General features: G+C 57.7%; 18 protein-coding genes and 1 pseudogene. 12 read left to right on the top strand and 7 right to left on the bottom strand.

Going from position 1 to position 17,126, the window contains the following annotated elements; all coding sequences use genetic code 11:
• Positions 1-197: 197 nt before the first annotated feature.
• On the bottom strand, positions 198-1,664 hold the full coding sequence (locus VL547_RS19505; RefSeq protein WP_325581054.1) for an LptF/LptG family permease: 1,467 nt from the start codon (positions 1,662-1,664) through the stop codon (positions 198-200).
• A gap of 31 nt (positions 1,665-1,695) precedes the next feature.
• Here VL547_RS19505 and VL547_RS19500 point away from each other — a divergent pair, with 31 nt between their 5' ends.
• Positions 1,696-2,319 carry a hypothetical protein gene (locus tag VL547_RS19500; protein WP_325581052.1) on the top strand — a complete coding sequence of 208 codons (624 nt, stop codon included), beginning with the start codon at positions 1,696-1,698 and terminating at the stop codon, positions 2,317-2,319.
• On the opposite strand, the gene VL547_RS19495 is transcribed toward VL547_RS19500, so the two are convergent.
• Positions 2,316-2,696: an START-like domain-containing protein gene (locus VL547_RS19495; RefSeq protein ID WP_325581050.1), complete on the bottom strand. Its 381-nt coding sequence runs from the start codon at positions 2,694-2,696 to the stop codon at positions 2,316-2,318. The genes VL547_RS19500 and VL547_RS19495 overlap by 4 nt on opposite strands.
• A 414-nt stretch (positions 2,697-3,110) precedes the next feature.
• Between VL547_RS19495 and VL547_RS19490 the strand changes: the two genes are divergently transcribed.
• The 8 genes from VL547_RS19490 to VL547_RS19455 all read left to right on the top strand — a co-directional run bounded on the left by VL547_RS19490 (position 3,111) and on the right by VL547_RS19455 (position 10,287).
• Entirely contained in the window at positions 3,111-3,986 is an 876-nt protein-coding gene (locus VL547_RS19490; protein ID WP_331680964.1) for an RNA polymerase sigma factor RpoD/SigA, read from the top strand.
• Positions 3,987-4,114: 128 nt separating this feature from the next.
• Complete coding sequence (gene ffh / locus VL547_RS19485) at positions 4,115-5,434, top strand: signal recognition particle protein (RefSeq protein WP_325581048.1); 1,320 nt, start codon at positions 4,115-4,117, stop codon at positions 5,432-5,434.
• Positions 5,435-5,537: 103 nt separating this feature from the next.
• Entirely contained in the window at positions 5,538-6,023 is a 486-nt protein-coding gene (rpsP, locus tag VL547_RS19480; RefSeq protein WP_325581046.1) for a 30S ribosomal protein S16, read from the top strand.
• Between the two features lie 146 nt (positions 6,024-6,169).
• On the top strand, positions 6,170-6,709 hold the full coding sequence (locus VL547_RS19475) for a 16S rRNA processing protein RimM (protein WP_325581044.1): 540 nt from the start codon (positions 6,170-6,172) through the stop codon (positions 6,707-6,709).
• A gap of 71 nt (positions 6,710-6,780) precedes the next feature.
• Complete coding sequence (locus VL547_RS19470) at positions 6,781-7,416, top strand: peroxiredoxin (RefSeq protein ID WP_325581042.1); 636 nt, start codon at positions 6,781-6,783, stop codon at positions 7,414-7,416.
• Between the two features lie 2 nt (positions 7,417-7,418).
• A complete protein-coding gene (locus tag VL547_RS19465) occupies positions 7,419-8,117 on the top strand; it encodes a phosphoadenylyl-sulfate reductase (RefSeq protein WP_325581040.1) in 699 nt (232 codons plus the stop codon).
• A gap of 10 nt (positions 8,118-8,127) precedes the next feature.
• The gene (gene cysD, locus VL547_RS19460) at positions 8,128-9,024 is read left to right on the top strand and encodes a sulfate adenylyltransferase subunit CysD (protein ID WP_325581038.1); all 897 of its coding nucleotides are present in this window, start codon (positions 8,128-8,130) and stop codon (positions 9,022-9,024) included.
• A 12-nt stretch (positions 9,025-9,036) separates the two neighbouring features.
• Positions 9,037-10,287 (top strand): sulfate adenylyltransferase subunit 1, encoded by a 1,251-nt coding sequence (locus tag VL547_RS19455; protein ID WP_325581037.1) that lies wholly within the window; start codon positions 9,037-9,039, stop codon positions 10,285-10,287.
• Positions 10,288-10,311: 24 nt separating this feature from the next.
• Here the strand turns inward: VL547_RS19455 and VL547_RS19450 are convergent, their stop codons facing one another.
• The 3 genes from VL547_RS19450 to rlmN all read right to left on the bottom strand — a co-directional run bounded on the left by VL547_RS19450 (position 10,312) and on the right by rlmN (position 13,191).
• Entirely contained in the window at positions 10,312-11,049 is a 738-nt protein-coding gene (locus VL547_RS19450) for an RluA family pseudouridine synthase (RefSeq protein WP_325581036.1), read from the bottom strand.
• 1 nt (position 11,050) lies between these two features.
• Positions 11,051-12,055, bottom strand: a complete 1,005-nt coding sequence (locus tag VL547_RS19445) for a pseudouridine synthase (protein WP_325581035.1) — start codon at positions 12,053-12,055, stop codon at positions 11,051-11,053.
• 83 nt (positions 12,056-12,138) lie between these two features.
• Positions 12,139-13,191: a 23S rRNA (adenine(2503)-C(2))-methyltransferase RlmN gene (gene rlmN / locus VL547_RS19440; RefSeq protein ID WP_325581034.1), complete on the bottom strand. Its 1,053-nt coding sequence runs from the start codon at positions 13,189-13,191 to the stop codon at positions 12,139-12,141.
• Between the two features lie 41 nt (positions 13,192-13,232).
• On the opposite strand from rlmN, the gene VL547_RS19435 reads away from it, so the two are divergent.
• Together VL547_RS19435 and VL547_RS19430 are read left to right on the top strand one after the other, a co-directional pair.
• Complete coding sequence (locus VL547_RS19435) at positions 13,233-14,432, top strand: acetyl-CoA C-acyltransferase (protein ID WP_325581033.1); 1,200 nt, start codon at positions 13,233-13,235, stop codon at positions 14,430-14,432.
• 2 nt (positions 14,433-14,434) lie between these two features.
• The gene (locus VL547_RS19430) at positions 14,435-14,923 is read left to right on the top strand and encodes a DinB family protein (protein ID WP_325581032.1); all 489 of its coding nucleotides are present in this window, start codon (positions 14,435-14,437) and stop codon (positions 14,921-14,923) included.
• Between the two features lie 44 nt (positions 14,924-14,967).
• Here VL547_RS19430 and hisS read toward each other — a convergent pair whose 3' ends face one another.
• Together hisS and VL547_RS19420 are read right to left on the bottom strand one after the other, a co-directional pair.
• Entirely contained in the window at positions 14,968-16,353 is a 1,386-nt protein-coding gene (hisS, locus tag VL547_RS19425; RefSeq protein WP_325581031.1) for a histidine--tRNA ligase, read from the bottom strand.
• Positions 16,354-16,362: 9 nt separating this feature from the next.
• The gene (locus VL547_RS19420) at positions 16,363-16,818 is read right to left on the bottom strand and encodes a low molecular weight protein-tyrosine-phosphatase (RefSeq protein WP_325581030.1); all 456 of its coding nucleotides are present in this window, start codon (positions 16,816-16,818) and stop codon (positions 16,363-16,365) included.
• Between the two features lie 94 nt (positions 16,819-16,912).
• Between VL547_RS19420 and VL547_RS19415 the strand changes: the two are divergent.
• Positions 16,913-17,126: pseudogene (locus tag VL547_RS19415) on the top strand (energy transducer TonB); the annotation flags it as partial.

The following is a 17,126-nucleotide window of genomic DNA, read 5'->3' as shown; positions in this document are numbered from 1 at the left end:
CTTCCCCCACCGATCCTACTACCGATTCCGATTCCAATCAACTGGCCTGACCCGCGCCGGCGCCCGAAGCCTGCCGGCCGTGTGGGAGGGGTGAGGTGCCTCTTTTATCCCGTTTTGCTGTGACTCACAGCAAAACGGGATAAAAGAGGCACCTCACCCCTCCCACACGGCCGGCAGGCTTAGGGCGCCGGCGCGGGTCAGGCCAGTTGATTGGAATCGGAATCGGTATTGGGATCGGTGGGGGAAGGCCGGCGGAGGCGGTTGAGGAAGGGGCGGACGAATTTGAAGAAGCGGTAGTAGAACTCTTTGCTGAAAAGTTGGGAGTCTTGCATGGCCTTGTAGGTGAGGAAAAGACCGATGGGGGTCATGCAGAGGACGGAGAGCCACATGCCCATGAAGACCGTCATTTGGCCGCCGCGGGCGAACTTCTCGCCGAAGGTGTTCAGGAGGTGGAAGATGACGAAGAAGATGACGGCGCATACGAGGGGCATGCCGAGACCGCCTTTGCGGATGATCGAGCCCAGTGGGGCGCCGATCAGGAAAAGGACCATGCACGCAACGCTCAAGGCGAACTTACGGTGCCATTCCACCCAGTGGACGCGGATGTTGGTCTCCATCCCGCTGTATTCGAGCTGTTGAATGTCTACCTGGTTGCGCATACCGGTGAGGGCGGAGTTCGCGCGCTCGTCCACCGACCATTTCAGGGAGTCGGGGATGTGGAAGCGCCGGAAGGGGCGGGCTTCGGCGATGTGCCAGACGCTGTCGCTGTTGATGCGGTTGTAGCGTTGGTAAGAGCGGATGCCGAGGTTGTTGTTGCGTACGAAGGCCGAGGCGGTTTTATTCAGGGAATCGAGGGCGATATGCAACTGCCGGACGCTGAGCATCTGGGCGTTGTTCCGGTAGAGGCTGTCGGTGGACCGGTTGATGGCGAAGGAGCTCAGGTCGAAGTGCTTGGTGTAGTCCTTGAAACCGAGCCGGATGAAGTCGGTGGCCATGGAGTACCGGGGCCCTTTTTCCTGGTAGTAGACGCCCTTGACGAGTTTGAAGTTGAGGGTCTGTTTGTCGGCCGAAAGGCTCATGACGCCTTTGTCGGCCGAGATCATGTTGTCCTGGAGAATGTTGCTTTGCTCGAAGATGACGACGTTGTCGATGAGGCTGCCGGTCTTGTCCTTTTTGCTGATTTTGATGGTATAGCCGGGCATCTTGTTGTAAAAGACGCCTTCCTTGATGTCGAACGCGGGTTTTTTGAGCTGTATGTCCTGTAACAGGGTTTCGAATTTCAGGTTGGCGACGGGGATGACGTAATTGGCGAACAGGAAGGCCATGAGGCAAAGCCCTGCGGAAATCCATAGCAGGGGCCGCATAAAACGAAGCAGGGGTATCCCGGCGGATTTGATGGCGACCAGCTCAAAGCTTTCCCCCAGGTTGCCGAAGGTCATGATGGAGCTCAGGAGAATGGCCAGCGGGAGCGCGATGGGTACCCATGTCGTGGTAACCAGACCGGTCAGCTCCAGCAGCGTAAATGTATCCAATCCTTTACCGACGAGGTCGTCGATGTATTTCCAGAAAAACTGCATCACCAGGATGAACAGGGCGATGAGAAACGTAATCAGGAACGGGCCGATAAACGCCTTGATGATGAGCCGGTCTAGTTTTTTGATCACGGAAAAGTCGGTTTCTTGGTACCTTGTAATGATGCAGGCCACAAAAATACGGCTTTCGCCAGAGGAAAAGGCCCTGGTCCTCGACCCCGCCTGGATTTTAACCAAACGTTCGGTGATGGAAAAGGCCGGCGCGCTCCTGGGTGGAGTGGCGGAGCGTTACCAGGCGTTGATGGGTCAATACGGGACGTCGGCCGGGCCGCTGGGACCGATTGCCGTCAGGTTCCCTAAACTGTCGCGGGGAGAAAACTACCGGGGCCTGCCCTATCTGATCCTGGATTATCCGGCGGTTTTCGATAAAGAAAACGTTTTTGCCATAAGGACGATGTTCTGGTGGGGGCACTACTTTTCGATCACCCTTCACCTGAAAGGCGTTTACCGGGAACGGTACCTGCCGGCCCTGCTGGGGAATATCCCGGCAACGGGGGAATGGCACGTGGCGGTTTCGGAAGACGAATGGACGCACGCGGTGGAGGAGGGGACCTATGTGCGATGGGATGGCGCAGGCGGCGTCCGGGGAGGGCATTATCCGGGGCTGCCATATTTCAAGATCGCGTCTGTTTTACCGCTGGTGCATTGGGATGGGGCCGCGGACTGGCTGGAGGATCGCTTCGGGGAAGTGGTCGGCTGGCTGTGCGGCGACGGGGGGAGGGGCTAGTTGCCCAGGCGGTGGAAGAGGTCTTTTACCTGATATTCCCAGAGCTGACTCTGATCGGCTACCTCTCGCTTTTCAGCAAAGTCTCTGATAACCAGTATTGTTTGATTGGTTACTTCCGATTTTTCAATGCGGAACTCGAAGAATTCGTCCGTAGGTGCGGCTAGCCAGTGAAAGCGTATAAATTTATCGATTTCTGTTTCTACCACCTGTGCTTTTTCGATCGTGCCATTCCATGAAAAGCTAAACATCCCTTCGCGTTCATCGACCTTGTCTGCAAACCATTCCTGGAGCCCCGCAGGAGTAGAGAGAAATTCATATAAAATCGTAGGAGAGCACCTGACTGGATATTCCAGTGTATATTGTACCTTTTTACTCATTCCTTCATAAGTTAATCCCGTGATACGTCAATGTGTTCCGCCGCAGGGCTCCGTGGGTTAATGTAGCCCTGCGGCGGAACACCAGCTAAGTGACTGGCCTTTCGGGCGACGCCCTACGGCGTCTTGCAATAATAGGAAATAAATAATCACTTCAAAATTTTTTTGAAAGTATTTCCCGGGCCACGCTGCGACAAAACTTACCACTTTCGGGTACGTACTATTACTGATTATAGTTTGGATAACAAGTTTTTTTTGGCCTGTATTATAAATCTATTTAACTTTTCTACCGAAATCCTTGCTGAGATTGACTGTTTAGAATGTCGCCGTCCAGATACCAGAGCCGAGTTGTGACCATGTGACCCGAACCCACCTTTGATTTCATCCACTTCCCTTGATTGCCAAAACACCCTATATATGAGCATGCGTCAACTCAAGATCACCAAATCCATTACCAACCGCGAGTCCCAGAGCCTCGAAAAGTACCTGCAGGAGATCGGCAAGGTAGAATTGCTGGCCCCTGAAGACGAGGTAAAGCTGGCGGTCAGGATCAAACAAGGTGATCAGGCGGCGCTGGAACGGCTTACCAAAGCTAACCTGAGGTTTGTAGTTTCAGTGGCCAAACAATACCAAAACCAGGGGCTTTCCCTGAGCGACCTGATCAACGAGGGGAACCTCGGTCTGATCAAGGCTGCCCAGCGTTTCGACGAAACCCGTGGCTTCAAATTCATTTCCTACGCCGTTTGGTGGATCCGCCAGAGCATATTGCAGGCCCTGGCCGAACAAAGCCGTATCGTAAGGCTCCCCCTCAACAAGGTGGGGCTGACCAACCGGATCAACAAAGCATTTTCCAGCCTGGAGCAGGAGTATGAGCGGGAACCTTCCCCGGAAGAGCTGGCGGAAGTCCTGGAAATGGACACCGACGAGGTGGCCGCCACGCTGGGCGTTGCCGCCCGGCACGTAAGCATGGACGCGCCCTTTGCGGAAGGTGAGGACAACACCCTGATCGACGTCCTGGAGAACCCGAACGCGGAATCTGCCGACGCAGCCATCGAACACGACGAATCCCTGAAGACCGAAATATCCCGATCGCTGCAAACGCTGACCGACCGGCAAAAGGAGGTTATCCGCTATTTCTTCGGCATTGGCGTGGACCATCCCATGAGCCTGGAGGACATCGGGGAGAAATTTAACCTCACCCGGGAACGCGTCCGCCAGATTAAGGACAAGGCGATCAACAAATTACGCTCAAACAGCCGTTGCCGACTGCTGAGAAATTACCTGGGAGCTTAGGGTTGCCAGGGAGGCTGCCCGATCTCGGGCTCGCCGGAAAATCGTATATTCGCGCTTGAAATAGGAGCCGCCTCCACCAGGGGGCGGCTCTTTTATCCTAGATACAGGCAAAGAAGTACTAATTTATTATGTTTGAAAGTCTTAGCGAACGGTTAGAGACTGCGTTCAAGCAGGTTAAGGGCCAGGGCAGGATTACCGATCTGAACATCGCGGCCACCGTTAAGGAAATCCGTAAGGCGCTGGTCGACGCGGACGTCAACTACAAGATCGCCAAAGAATTCACCGACAAGGTCAAGGATAAAGCCGTAGGGGAAAAGGTCATCAACGCCATTTCCCCGGGGCAGCTCATGGTCAAGATCGTCAAGGACGAGCTGGCCACGCTGATGGGCGGAGACGCTACCGAGCTGGTGCTGAAAGGTAGCCCGGCGGTGATCCTCGTTGCCGGTCTCCAGGGGTCGGGTAAAACGACATTTAGCGGTAAACTGGCCAACTATTTAAAAAATAAGAAAGGCAAATCGCCCCTGCTGGTGGCGGCGGATATATACCGGCCGGCGGCCATCGACCAGCTGAAGGTGCTGGGCGGCCAGGTGGGGGTGGACGTATACAGCGAGCCGGATACCAAGGATGCCGTACAGATCGCCCGGAACGCGATCAACGAAGCCAGGTCCAAAAACAAGAACGTGGTCATCATCGATACGGCCGGCCGTCTGGCCGTGGACGAGGCGATGATGCAGGAAGTGGCGGCGATCAAGGCGGCGGTACAACCGCAGGAGATCCTGTTCGTCGTGGACTCGATGACGGGTCAGGACGCGGTGAATACGGCCAAGGCATTTAATGACCGGCTCGACTTCGGAGGTGTAGTCCTGACGAAACTGGACGGGGACACCCGTGGCGGGGCGGCGCTGTCGATCCGCTATATGGTGGAAAAGCCCATCAAGTTCGTGAGCAGCGGCGAAAAGCTGGACACCCTGGATGTTTTTTACCCGGAGCGTATGGCACAACGTATCCTGGGAATGGGGGACATCACGACCCTGGTGGAGAAGGCCCAGGAGCAATTCGACGCCGAACAGGCCGCCAGGCTGGAAAAGAAGATCCGGAAAAACCAATTCGATTTCGCGGACTTTAAACAACAGCTGGAACAGATTAAAAAAATGGGCAATATAAAGGATTTGCTCGGGATGATCCCAGGGGTAGGAAAGGCGGTAAAGGATTTGGACATCAGTGACGACGCCTTCAAGGGTATTGAGGCCATGATCAACTCCATGACCCCCGAGGAGCGCGCCAATCCGGACGTGATCGACCTCAGCCGCCGGAAACGGATTGCCCGGGGCGCCGGAAAAGACGTCACTGAGGTACATCAGTTTATGAAGCAGTTCGAACAGATGAGGCAAATGATGAAGATGATGAATAAGATGCCGGCGGGGCGCATGGGCGTACCCCACAGGTAAAATTTTGGCGCGAAGGCTTTGACATTTTTGGACGATTGTATTACCTTTGCCATCCCAATATTGGGAAGAGATATTTATTCACGCATTTAAATTTCTATTTAAGATGCCAGTTAAAATCAGACTCCAACGCCACGGGTCTAAGAAAAGGCCATTCTATTTTATCGTGGTCGCAGACGCCCGAGCCCCCAGGGACGGGAAGTTCATTCAGAAACTGGGAACCTATAACCCCCTGACCGTTCCCGCTTCGATTCAGCTAGATCGCCAACGCGCCCTGGATTGGTTGCACAAAGGTGCACAGCCGACCGACACCGTTCGCAAGATCTTATCCTTTAAGGGTGTCCTTTACCTGAAACACCTGCTCCGCGGTGTGAAACTGGGCCTGTTCGACGAGGCTACGGCCATGACGAAGTTCCAGAAGTGGCACGAAGAGCACGAAGGTAAGATGAAGCTGAAGCAGGAAGACCACCGCAACCACCGCGGCGGCCCCCGCCGGAGCCAGCCGATCATCCGCCGTACCAAGCCCCAGCAACACGAAGGGCACCGGCATGAAGGTCCTTCCGAAGCGCCCCGCGAAGCGCAAGGCGAATAAGCTTTTCAACTTTGGCGATAAAGGCCCCGATCCTGGAGATTGGGGCCTTACTTTTTACAGGGGCCGCCGCATGAGCCGCGGCCTCCGCGGCGACGCCCGCGGCAAAAGATGCCGCGAAGCAATGACGCAGCGGCGAACTTGAAACCATGGCGGAGCAATATTTCAACATAGGGAAATTCGTAGCGGCCTTCGGCTTGAAGGGGGAATTGGTGCTGGCGCACAGCCTCGGCAAGGGCCAGGGTTTGCGCACGCTGAAGGTAATCTTCATAGAAAACCGGAAGGACGGGTTTCTGCCGTATTTCGTCGAGGAAATCCGGTTGAAGGGGACGGAGGAAGCCTATGTGAAGCTGGAGGATGTCGATACGCCGGAAGCAGCCCGTAAGCTCAACCAGAAAGAGGTCTGGCTCCGGGAATCCGACTTCAGCCGGATGGCGGCCAAGTCGGCGCCGGTGTCGCTCCTGGGGTATCACCTGATCGACGGGGAGGAGGACCTCGGGGAAGTAGTGGAGGTAATCGAACAGCCCCTGCAAGTCTTGTGCAAACTCATCATCAGGGGCAAGGAGGTACTGATCCCGTTGCACAAGGAAACCATGGGTAAGCTGGACAAAGAGGGTAAACGGCTGTATGTGAATCTGCCAGATGGCTTGCTGGACATATATCTTGGCGGGGAATCGGGCGGGGAATAACATTTTTTTGCCTCAATAGTCTACTGTTATGGTCGATTATTTGTATTTTCGACCCATAAAACCTCGCTATTATGAGTTTACGTCTTGGGGATATCGCCCCCAACTTCAAGGCTTCCACGACGAAAGGAGAGATCGATTTCTACGAATTTCTCGGCGACGGATGGGGCATCCTGTTCTCTCATCCCGCGGACTATACGCCGGTGTGTACCACCGAGCTGGGTCGCACGGCGCAACTGAAGGACGAATTCGCGAAGCGGAACGTGAAAGTGCTGGCGGTGAGCGTGGACCCCCTCGACAAGCACCAAGGCTGGGTGAAGGACATCAACGAGACGCAAAATACCACGGTCGATTTCCCCATCATCGCCGATAGTGACCGCACGGTGGCCAACCTCTACGATATGATCCACCCCAACGCATCCGAGACGATGACGGTACGTTCCCTGTTCATCATCGGTCCCGATAAGAAGGTCAAGCTGATCATCACATATCCTGCCAGCACCGGCCGCAATTTCAACGAGGTGCTGCGGGTGGTCGATTCCCTGCAGCTGACGTCCAACTATAGCGTCTCGACCCCGGCCGACTGGCAGGAAGGCCAGGACGTGATCGTCCCCAACAGCATCCCCACGGAAGACGCGGAGAAGCGCTTTCCGAAGGGCGTAAAGGTCGTAAAGCCGTACCTGCGGTATACGCCGCAACCGAATAAATAACGATGGATTATTTGAGTGATATAGAAGCATACGCGGCAGCGCATCCAACGGAGGCGCTGCTGCGGTATGTCGCAGAGCTTTTCCCGGGCGGTGTCCGTTTCTCCTCGTCCCTTGGTGAGGAAGACCAGGTGCTGACGGACATGATCGCCAGGGGCAAGATCGGGATACAGATATTTACCCTGGACACGGGGCGGTTGTTCTATGAGACTTACGAGCTCCTGGACAAGACGACCGCCCGTTACCGCATACCCGTCGACGTGTTCTATCCGGAGGCCGCGGCGGTGGAGGCGTTGGTGCGCAGCAGGGGCATCAACGGGTTTTATGACTCGGTCGACAATCGCAAGGCCTGTTGTCAGGTACGCAAGGTGGAGCCGCTGGCGCGCGCCCTCCGGGGTGCCAGGGTTTGGATAACCGGCATCCGCGCGGACCAGTCGGCCAACCGCCACGAGATGCCGGTCGTTGAATGGGACGAGGCCCGTCAGCTGTATAAGATCAACCCGCTTTTGCATTGGACGCTCCCGGAGGTGGGGGCGTATATCCAACGTTACAATGTGCCCTACAATACGCTCCACGATAAGGGCTTTATCAGCATCGGGTGTGCGCCGTGTACCCGCGCGATCGAGCCGGGGGAAGACCCCAGGGCTGGTCGCTGGTGGTGGGAAAATTCGCAGAAGGAATGTGGGTTACATGCGGTTAAATGAAAACAGTTTTATGGGACACGTTTTTCCAAGGGCCCTCGAAGAAGAGGCCATCTATATAATGAGGGAAGTGGCGGCGCAGTTCGAGCGACCCGCCCTGTTGTTTTCCGGTGGTAAGGACTCCATTACATTAGTCCACCTGGCGCGCAAGGCCTTTTACCCCGCGCCCATACCGTTCCCCCTCCTGCACGTCGATACGGGGCATAATTTCCCCGAGACCATCGAGTTCCGCGATGAGCTGGTGGCCCGCACGGGTGCGCGTTTGATCGTGCGCTACGTACAGGACTCCATCGATCAGGGAAAGGTCAAGGAAGAAACCGGCAAGTTTGCCAGCCGCAACATGCTCCAGACGGTTACCCTCCTGGACGCCATCGAAGAGTTCAAGTTCGACGCCTGTATCGGGGGCGCGCGCCGGGACGAGGAGAAGGCCCGGGCGAAGGAGCGTATCTTTTCCGTGAGGGACGATTTCGGTGGTTGGGACGCGAAGAAACAACGCCCCGAGCTCTTCGACATGCTCAACGGGCGTATCCACGTGGGTGAAAACGTGCGCGTCTTCCCGATTTCCAACTGGACCGAGCTGGACGTCTGGAACTATATCAAGGAAGAAAAGCTGGGCCTGCCGTCCCTGTATTTTTCCCACGAGCGCTCGATCATCGAAAGGGATGGGTTTTACTGGCCGCACTCGGCGTTCCTGCAAACGACGCCGGACGAAGTCCCCTTTCCCGCCACGGTACGCTTCCGTACGGTGGGGGATATGACGTGTACGGCAGCGGTAATGTCGCAGGCGGACAACGTGGACGATATCATTTCGGAAATAATTGAGGCAACGATTTCGGAACGGGGCGCCCGTATGGACGACAAGCGCTCCGAAGCCGCCATGGAAAAGAGGAAACAAGTAGGCTACTTTTAATATTTGACGCGTATGGAAATGTTGCGTATTGCTACCGCGGGTAGCGTCGACGATGGGAAAAGCACGCTGATCGGTCGCTTGCTGTATGATACCCGTTCGATCGCGGATGACCGGCTGGAGGCGATCCAGAAAGCCAGTAAAAGGAAGGGGCTCGATTTTACGGACTTATCCCTGCTGACCGACGGTCTGATCGCCGAGCGCGAACAGGGGATCACGATAGACGTGGCGCACATCTATTTTTCCACGCCTACGCGGAAGTACATCATCGCCGATACGCCGGGACATGTGGAGTATACCCGCAATATGATTACGGGCGCCTCCAACGCCCAGGTCTCCATCGTGCTTATCGACGCCCGGAACGGCGTGGTCGAGCAAACGAGACGCCACCTGTACATCGCCTCCCTGCTCAGGATGCGGAATGTAGTCGTATGCGTGAATAAAATGGACCTCGTCGGTTTCGAGGCGTCCGTTTTCAACGACATCCACCTGGAAGTGCTCGGCATCGCCGACCAGCTGGGCGTCGATCGTTCGACGCTGCACTTCATACCTGTCGCGGCAAAGGACGGTGACAACGTCGTTTCCCCTTCGGATAATATGCCCTGGTATAACGGGCAATCGCTCCTGTCGTTGCTGGAGTCGTTGCAGCCCGGTAAGGGCCAGGGTGATTTGCCGGCTCGCTTCCCGGTTCAATATGTCATACGCCCGCACCAGGACGCTTTCCACGACTTCCGTGGTTACGCCGGTAAGATCAGCAGCGGCCGGCTTTCCGTGGGCGACTCCATCGTGGTGCTCCCCAGCCGCCGCACGGCAGCCATTTCGGCCATATACAAAGGAGACCAGCCGGTAGACCATGCCGCCGCCGGAGAAAGCGTGACGCTTACGCTCGACTCGGACGTCGACGTCAGCCGGGGGAACATGCTCGTCAAAAAGGAGGAATGCCCCTATCCGGAGGTCAATACGTTCACCGCGAGGATCGCCTGGATGGACGAGCACGAAATGCAGGAGGGGCGTACCTTCCTGCTACAGCATGCCGCCCAGGTGGTAAAGGTCAAGGTGCTGGCGACGGACGAGGTACTGGACATCCATACGTTCCGCCCGTCGGCTGGAAAGAAGACGTTCCGGTTGAATGATATCGGGACGATACGGTTGAAGTCGGCGAGGGCGCTGTTCCTGGATCCTTATGCCGTTAACCCGGCGAACGGCGCGTTTATACTGATCGACGAATTTTCCAATAATACTGTTGCCGTCGGGTTCGTGGACTAGCAAGGCGCCGGAGGCGCCCGTGCGCTAGTCCTTTGCGGTCTGGCCCTTCCACTTGCGGAGCTGCTTCAGCAGGGCGTTCATGTCCCGGGGGAGCGGCGACTCGATTTCCCATTCCCTGCCACCGGCGTCGGTGAAGCCGATCTTCCAGGCGTGCAGGGCGAGACGCGCGAACAGCGGTTTTTCCTCTTCCTGGTACTTGGACATCTTGTATTTTCGTTTGATCGACGACAGGAACACGGGCTGGCCGTCCCCATAGACGGGGTCGACGGCGATGGGATGGCCCATATCCCTGGCGTGTACGCGGACCTGGTGGGTGCGACCGGTATGGATTTGAAATTGCACCAGCGACAGGACGCCAAACGATTCCAGGACGGTATAGTCGGTGAGGGAGGGCTTGCCCTTGGCGTGGACTATCATCGTGCCGAGCCGGTGAGGGTTTTCCATGATGGGTCCGTCGATCGAACCGGCAGGTGCCGGCGGCTGACCGAGCACGAAGCCGAGGTAGTATTTACGGACTGCCCTGCCTTCGAACTCGGCCGACAGGTACTTATGGGTCTCCGGGTCCTTGGCGAAAACGATAACCCCGCTGGTGTCCCGGTCCAGCCGGTGGACGGTATATACCTTACCGAGGGCGTCATCCAGGAGCTCCCGGAGCGATACTTCACTCTGGTCCCGGTTGGGGATGCTGAGTAGCCCGGAAGGCTTATCGATGGCGATAAATTGAGGGGTGTCGGCGAGTATGTCGAATCCGGATAGCTCCAACTTAGGCTTTCTTACGGGTGAACGAAGTATTCAGGTATTTCAGGAGACGGACCTCTTTTTCGGCAAGGAAGCGCCAGTGGCCGCGGTCCACGTTTTTCTTGGTCAACCCGGCGTACATGACCCTGTCGAGGTTTTTTACGGAGTAACCCATGTGCTCGAAGAGCCGGCGGACGATGCGGTTCTTGCCGCTGTGGATCTCGATGCCGATGACGCTTTTGTCCTTCGCGTCGGCATATGCCAGCGCATCGGGTGTGATCGGTCCGTCTTCCAGGGTCACGCCGGCCATGATCCCGTCAAAGTCTTTTTTGGTGAGCTCCTTGTCGAGGCGCACCTCGTACACCTTTTTGACTTCATAGGCGGGGTGGGCCAGTTTCTGCGCCAGCTCCCCGTCATTGGTCAGCAGGAGCACGCCCGTGGTGTTGCGGTCCAGGCGGCCTACGGGGTAGATGCGGGCATCGGTGGCTTTGCGGACGAGGTCGATGACGGTCTTGCGGCCCTCGGGGTCGCTGCTCGTGGTGATGTAGTCCTTGGGTTTGTTGAGGAGGATGTAGACGAGGTCCGCCGAGGGGGTGATTTTTTTATTGTTTAGTCTTACGTCATCGCTTTCGGAAACCTTGAAGCCGGGCTCAGTGATGACTGCGCCGTTTACCTTTACGGTTCCCTGTTTGATGATTTCGGCGGCTTCGCGTCTGGAGGCTACGCCGCCGTGGGCGAGGTATTTGTTCAGGGGCATCTGCGGGACGCCGGGCCTGGGTTTTGCGCCTACCGTGGGTTTTGCGCTCCCCGTGGGTTTTGTGGCGGGGGCGGTCCTTGCGGGTTTGGTGGGGACTCCGCCGGCGGCGCGGATCTCGCGGGCCTTGGCGGCTTCGGCAGCCTTGCGGGCCTTTGTACGGGCCATGCCTTCGGCGATTTCCTTTTTGATGGTGCGTTTGGCCTGGCGGAAATCTTCTTTTTTCGCGGCGTTGCTGCGGGTGTTCTTGAATTTGTCGAATGCTTGTTTTGCCATAGTGCGTGCTGTTTTACAACAGTGAAAAATCAGTTTATCCTTGGGGCGCGGGCCTTCCGGTTATGGGCCCCGGGGCGGCCGCTTTACGAGGCCTTGTTGGCGAGCTGCCCGCAGGCGGCGTCTATGTCCTTGCCGCGGCTCCGGCGGAGGCGGGCGTTGACCTTGTGTTTACCGAGATAATCCATGAACTGCCGGATGGTTTCTTCGTCCGGCTTGGAGAATTTGGCGGCGTCGATCGGGTTGTACTCAATGATGTTTACCAGGTCGGCGGGTACCTTGCGGTAAAGCTTGACGAGCTCGTCGGCGTCCTGGAGGGAGTCGTTGAACTGGTTGAAGAGGATGTACTCGAAGGTGACCTGGGTGCCGGTTTGCTTATAAAAATGATTCAATGCGTCGATGAGGGCCTTTAGGTTGTTGGAGTCGTTGATCGGCATGATCTCACTGCGCTTGGCGTCGTTGGCTGCGTGGAGCGACAGGGCCAGCTTGAAGCGGACCTGGTCGTCGCCCAGCTGGCGGATCATCTTGGCGACGCCGGCGGTGGACACCGTGATCCGGCGGGGGCTCATCCCCAACCCGTCCGGTGCCGAAATACGCTCGATGGCGGATAGCACGTTCTTATAGTTGAGCAGGGGCTCGCCCATACCCATAAATACGATGTTGGTCAGTTTTTTGCCATAGCTGGTCTCCGCCTGTTGGTTGAGCAGGGCCACCTCGTCATAGATCTCGTCGTAGTCGAGGTTACGCTTGCGGCCCATGTAACCGGTGGCGCAGAACTTACAGCTCAGGGAGCAGCCGATCTGGGAGCTGACGCAAGCCGTCTGCCGCTCGTCGGTGGGGATCAGGACGCCTTCCACGAGGTGGTTGTCGGCGGTCCGGAAGCGGCTTTTGATGGTGCCGTCGCCGGAGAACTGGCTGGTATCGACGGTCAGGACGGGCAACAGGAAGTTTTCTTCCAGGGCCACCCGGAGGTCTTTTGAAAGATTGGTCATTTCGCCAAACGTCCGGGCCTGTTTGCTCCACAACCATTCATACACCTGCCCGGCCCGGAAACGGGGTTGACCCTTTTCCGCGAAATACGCCTCCAGCTCCGGACGGGAGAGGTGGCGTATGTTCTGTTTGGCCTTGGTTTCGATCATTCTGCAAAGGTACGCCGATTTCGCTATTTTTGACGCCTCGTATGCAAACAGCCTATATCATCGATGCCGTAAGGACGCCCATCGGGCGCTATGGTGGCGCGCTCAGTACCTGCCGGCCGGACGACCTGCTGGCCCTTGTTATTAAAGCGTTATTGGAACGGAATCCCGGGCTGGACCCTGCGGCCATCGAGGATGTGATCGCCGGGTCGGCCAACCAGGCGGGGGAGGATAACCGGGACGTGGCCAGGATGTCGGCGCTGCTGGCTGGTCTGCCGGTGAGCGTGGGTGGGAATACGGTGAACCGGTTGTGCGCCTCCGGGTTGCAGGCGATCATGGACGCGGCCAGGGCCATCCGATGCGGGGAGGGGGACCTCTTTATCGCCGGGGGCGTGGAAAGCATGACCCGCGCACCGCTGGTCATGCCCAAAAGCGACGGGGCCTGGTCGAGGAAAACGGATATTTATGACTCTACGATCGGCTGGCGGTTCGTGAACCAACGCCTGACGGACCTATACTACCCCTACAGTATGGGGGAAACGGCGGAGAACGTCGCCGAACGCTGGCGTATCGGCCGCGAAGCGCAGGACGTCTACGCCCTGGGCAGCCAGGTGAGGTATACGGATGCCCACGCCGCGGGAAAATGGGATGCGGAGATCGTACCCGTGGCGGTAACGCCGAATAAACAGGAGCAGGTGATCGTTTCCAGGGACGAGCCTCCCCGGCAGACCTCCCTGGAGAAGCTGGCGGCGCTGAAACCAGCCTTTGCAAAGGGCGGCTCGGTAACCGCGGGGAATTCATCGGGGATCAACGACGGGGCGTCGGCAGTGCTCCTGGCGAGCGAAGCAGCGGTAAAACGGTTTGACCTGAAGCCGATGGCCCGGGTGGTCGCGAGCGCCATAGCAGGGGTCGATCCCGCCATCATGGGTATCGGGCCGGTGCCCGCGTCGACCAAGGCGCTGGGACGGGCGGGGTTGTCGGTTAAGGACCTGGACCTGGTAGAGCTGAACGAAGCCTTTGCCGTGCAGGTCCTGGCGTGTATGGGCGACCTGGGTCTCGACCCTTCGAAGGTCAATGTGAACGGCGGCTCGATCGCCATCGGTCATCCGCTGGGGTGCAGCGGGGCCAGGATTACCACCACGCTGCTCCATGAGATGGAGCGCCGGGGTTCGCGTTATGGTCTGGCGACCATGTGCGTCGGGGTGGGACAGGGGGCGGCCATCGTCTACGAGGGAATACGATAGCTATGTCTACAATACCAACCGGCGCTTATGCTTCCAGCGAAGACGTGCCGGCCTACATCGGGTTTTTGAAGGGACACCTGGCGGTGCTTCCCGCATTTGTGAACGGTCTTTCCGGGGATCTGCTGCTCGAGCGGCAGGCGCCGGACAAATGGTCCCGCAAAGAAATCCTGGGGCATCTGGTGGATTCCGCGCTGAATAATCTCATCCGGTTTACGCGGGCGCCGCTGTCGGCGCCGCCGTACCAGATGTTGGGATACCCGCAGGTGGAGCTGGTGCAGATCAACCACTACCAGGAAGTACCCATCGGACACCTCCTGACGCTATGGGAGGGACTGAACCGGCAAATCCTGTTAGTCGTGGAGGAGCTCGGCGCGGAGCAGCTGGCGCTACCGGTGCAGCGCGCCGATGGGGCGACGTTTACGCTGGGGTGGCTGTTCAGCGACTATGTGGCGCACCTGGAGCACCACCTGGCGCAGATATACAAGCGCTGAGCCACAAGGCTCCCGGGCGGCCGCAGGCCGGCAGTCGCGGACGACTAGAACCCGTGGCGCGGCAACGCTTCCTGGCTGATCGTTATCTGCTCGCCCTTGACCAGGTCCTTTACCACACAGGTGCCTTGGGTCAGCTCCTGGGCGCCCAGGATGACGGCGTAGGGAATCTGCTTTTTCTCGGCATAGCGGAACTGCTTGTCGAACTTCGCGGCCTCGTGGTATATCTCGCAACGCACGCCCGTGCCCCTGAGCTGTTGCATCAGGGTAAAGGCGGCGCGGCTTTCGTCGGCTCCGAGGTTGAAGAAGAGCACCTGGGTGCCGGTATACACGTCGCCGGGGAAGAGCTGCAGGGCCTCGATGACGTCATAGATGCGGTCCACGCCAAAACTGACGCCCACGCCCGGAACACCGGGTACGCCAAAAAGACCGGTGAGGTCGTCGTAGCGGCCACCGCCGCCGATACTGCCAATCTGGACGGAGGGTGGCGCCTTTACCTCGAAGATGATTCCCGTATAGTAGTTCAGCCCGCGGGCCAGGGTGAGGTCGACGACCAGGTTGGGACTGGCGCCGGGCGCGTTCTTGCCGGGCATGAGGTGATCCAGCAGGAAGCGGATCTCATTCAGGCCCTGGCGGCCGCTGTCGGTGTGACCGATCAGCTCGGTGGCCTGGCGCATTTTGTCTTCATTGTCACCGGCGATCGTAAGGTATTTTTCGATGCTGGCGATCTGGGTTTCGGTGAGACCGCGGGCGGCGAGCTCTTCCTTTACCTTGTCGAGGCCGATTTTATCGAGCTTGTCGATGGCGACCGCGATGTCGGTGAGCTTGTCGAGGCCGCCGCAGACTTCCGCCAGGGCGCCCAGGATTTTTCGGCTGTTCACACGGAGCTCATAGCCGTAGAGACCGAGACGCGTCATGACGGAATGGTATATGACGGCCAGTTCTACTTCGTTGATGAGGCTTTTGCTGCCGACGACGTCTACGTCGCATTGCGTGAATTCGCGGTAGCGGCCTTTAGACGGTTTATCCGCCCGCCATACGGGCTGGATCTGGTAACGCCGGAAGGGAAAAGTCAGCTGGCCATGGTTCATGGCCACGTATCGGGCGAAAGGTATGGTCAGGTCGTATTTCAATGCCTTTTCCGTGACCGAGGTCGAGTTTTTGCCGTCAAGAATTTTGTCAAACCCCTCGCGGGCGCTGGCCTGTTTGGCGGGCTCGTCGAGGCCGTTATTGAGGATCTTGAAGATCAGCTTGTCGCCCTCCTCCCCATATTTCCCCATGAGGGTCTCGAGGTTTTCCATAGCGGGCGTTTCCAACGGTTGGAATCCATACAATTCAAAGACGCCCCGGATGGTCCCCAGGATATAGTTGCGTTTTCTGACGACTTCGGGACCGAAGTCACGGGTTCCTCTCGGGAGGGAAGGTTTGGACATATGGGGTATTTATCTGTACTTGTTGATGATGTTGCGGCAGGCCTTGTCGATCATGTCGTAGACGGCGTGGTAGCCGTCTTCTTCGCCGTACCATGGGTCGGGTACCGCCCGGTTCTCGCCGGGGTACAGCTCGTTGAGCAACAGGTCAACCTTGGCGGGGTCCCACTGTTCGCCCGCAATGCGGCGGACGTCGTTGTAGTTGGCGCTGTCCATGACATAGATACGGTCGTAGGCGGCCATATATTCCCCGGTGAACTGCCGTCCCCGGTGGCCGCCGATGTCAAACCCGTTCATCCGGGCTACCTTCTGGGACAGCCGGTGCGGAGGCTCGCCTATATGGTACCCTGCCGTGCCCGCGCTATCGACCTCGATGTCGAGCCCGGCCCGGCCGGCCTGTTGTTGTAAAATCCCTTCCGCCAACGGGCTCCTGCAGATGTTGCCCAGGCATACCATTAACACGCGCATGGGCGCAAAGGTACGAATGTTAAAGTTTTCCTTATATGGCCAAAACTTTATGGAAAAAGGCCGGTCGTTTTCTCTTAGTAGGAAATGCCTTGCAATGATAAACCAAAACACACTCCAAGGGGATGTGCTGGACATCCTTTTCGCCAACCGTAACAAGTCGTACGGGGCGTACCTGCTAAGAAGGACCTATCCCGACCGCCTCAAGCGAAGCCTGGGTACTATGCTCGCGCTCGTGATGCTGCTGTCGGGGTGGATGATGTGGAAAGAACACCGCTTGCGGGCGGCGCATCCGGTGTTGCCGTATCACA

The sequence above is a fragment of the Dinghuibacter sp. genome (genome assembly GCF_035492835.1).
In the GTDB taxonomy this organism is placed as follows: Bacteria; Bacteroidota; Bacteroidia; order Chitinophagales; family Chitinophagaceae; genus Dinghuibacter.
The sequence above is the reverse complement of the archived record's forward strand: the minus strand, read 5'-3'. Positions and strand labels throughout refer to the sequence as shown.

What these genes read in the sequence shown, in the direction of transcription:
- VL547_RS19500 (WP_325581052.1), top strand. Translation starts at nt 1,696, where the DNA reads ATGCAGGCCACAAAAATACGGCTTTCGCCAGAGGAAAAGGCCCTGGTC.
- VL547_RS19495 (WP_325581050.1), bottom strand. Translation starts at nt 2,696, where the DNA reads ATGAGTAAAAAGGTACAATATACACTGGAATATCCAGTCAGGTGCTCT.
- VL547_RS19490 (WP_331680964.1), top strand. Translation starts at nt 3,111, where the DNA reads ATGAGCATGCGTCAACTCAAGATCACCAAATCCATTACCAACCGCGAG.
- ffh (WP_325581048.1), top strand. Translation starts at nt 4,115, where the DNA reads ATGTTTGAAAGTCTTAGCGAACGGTTAGAGACTGCGTTCAAGCAGGTT.
- rpsP (WP_325581046.1), top strand. Translation starts at nt 5,538, where the DNA reads ATGCCAGTTAAAATCAGACTCCAACGCCACGGGTCTAAGAAAAGGCCA.
- VL547_RS19475 (WP_325581044.1), top strand. Translation starts at nt 6,170, where the DNA reads ATGGCGGAGCAATATTTCAACATAGGGAAATTCGTAGCGGCCTTCGGC.
- VL547_RS19470 (WP_325581042.1), top strand. Translation starts at nt 6,781, where the DNA reads ATGAGTTTACGTCTTGGGGATATCGCCCCCAACTTCAAGGCTTCCACG.
- VL547_RS19465 (WP_325581040.1), top strand. Translation starts at nt 7,419, where the DNA reads ATGGATTATTTGAGTGATATAGAAGCATACGCGGCAGCGCATCCAACG.
- cysD (WP_325581038.1), top strand. Translation starts at nt 8,128, where the DNA reads ATGGGACACGTTTTTCCAAGGGCCCTCGAAGAAGAGGCCATCTATATA.
- VL547_RS19455 (WP_325581037.1), top strand. Translation starts at nt 9,037, where the DNA reads ATGGAAATGTTGCGTATTGCTACCGCGGGTAGCGTCGACGATGGGAAA.
- VL547_RS19445 (WP_325581035.1), bottom strand. Translation starts at nt 12,055, where the DNA reads ATGGCAAAACAAGCATTCGACAAATTCAAGAACACCCGCAGCAACGCC.
- rlmN (WP_325581034.1), bottom strand. Translation starts at nt 13,191, where the DNA reads ATGATCGAAACCAAGGCCAAACAGAACATACGCCACCTCTCCCGTCCG.
- VL547_RS19435 (WP_325581033.1), top strand. Translation starts at nt 13,233, where the DNA reads ATGCAAACAGCCTATATCATCGATGCCGTAAGGACGCCCATCGGGCGC.
- VL547_RS19430 (WP_325581032.1), top strand. Translation starts at nt 14,435, where the DNA reads ATGTCTACAATACCAACCGGCGCTTATGCTTCCAGCGAAGACGTGCCG.
- hisS (WP_325581031.1), bottom strand. Translation starts at nt 16,353, where the DNA reads ATGTCCAAACCTTCCCTCCCGAGAGGAACCCGTGACTTCGGTCCCGAA.
- VL547_RS19420 (WP_325581030.1), bottom strand. Translation starts at nt 16,818, where the DNA reads ATGCGCGTGTTAATGGTATGCCTGGGCAACATCTGCAGGAGCCCGTTG.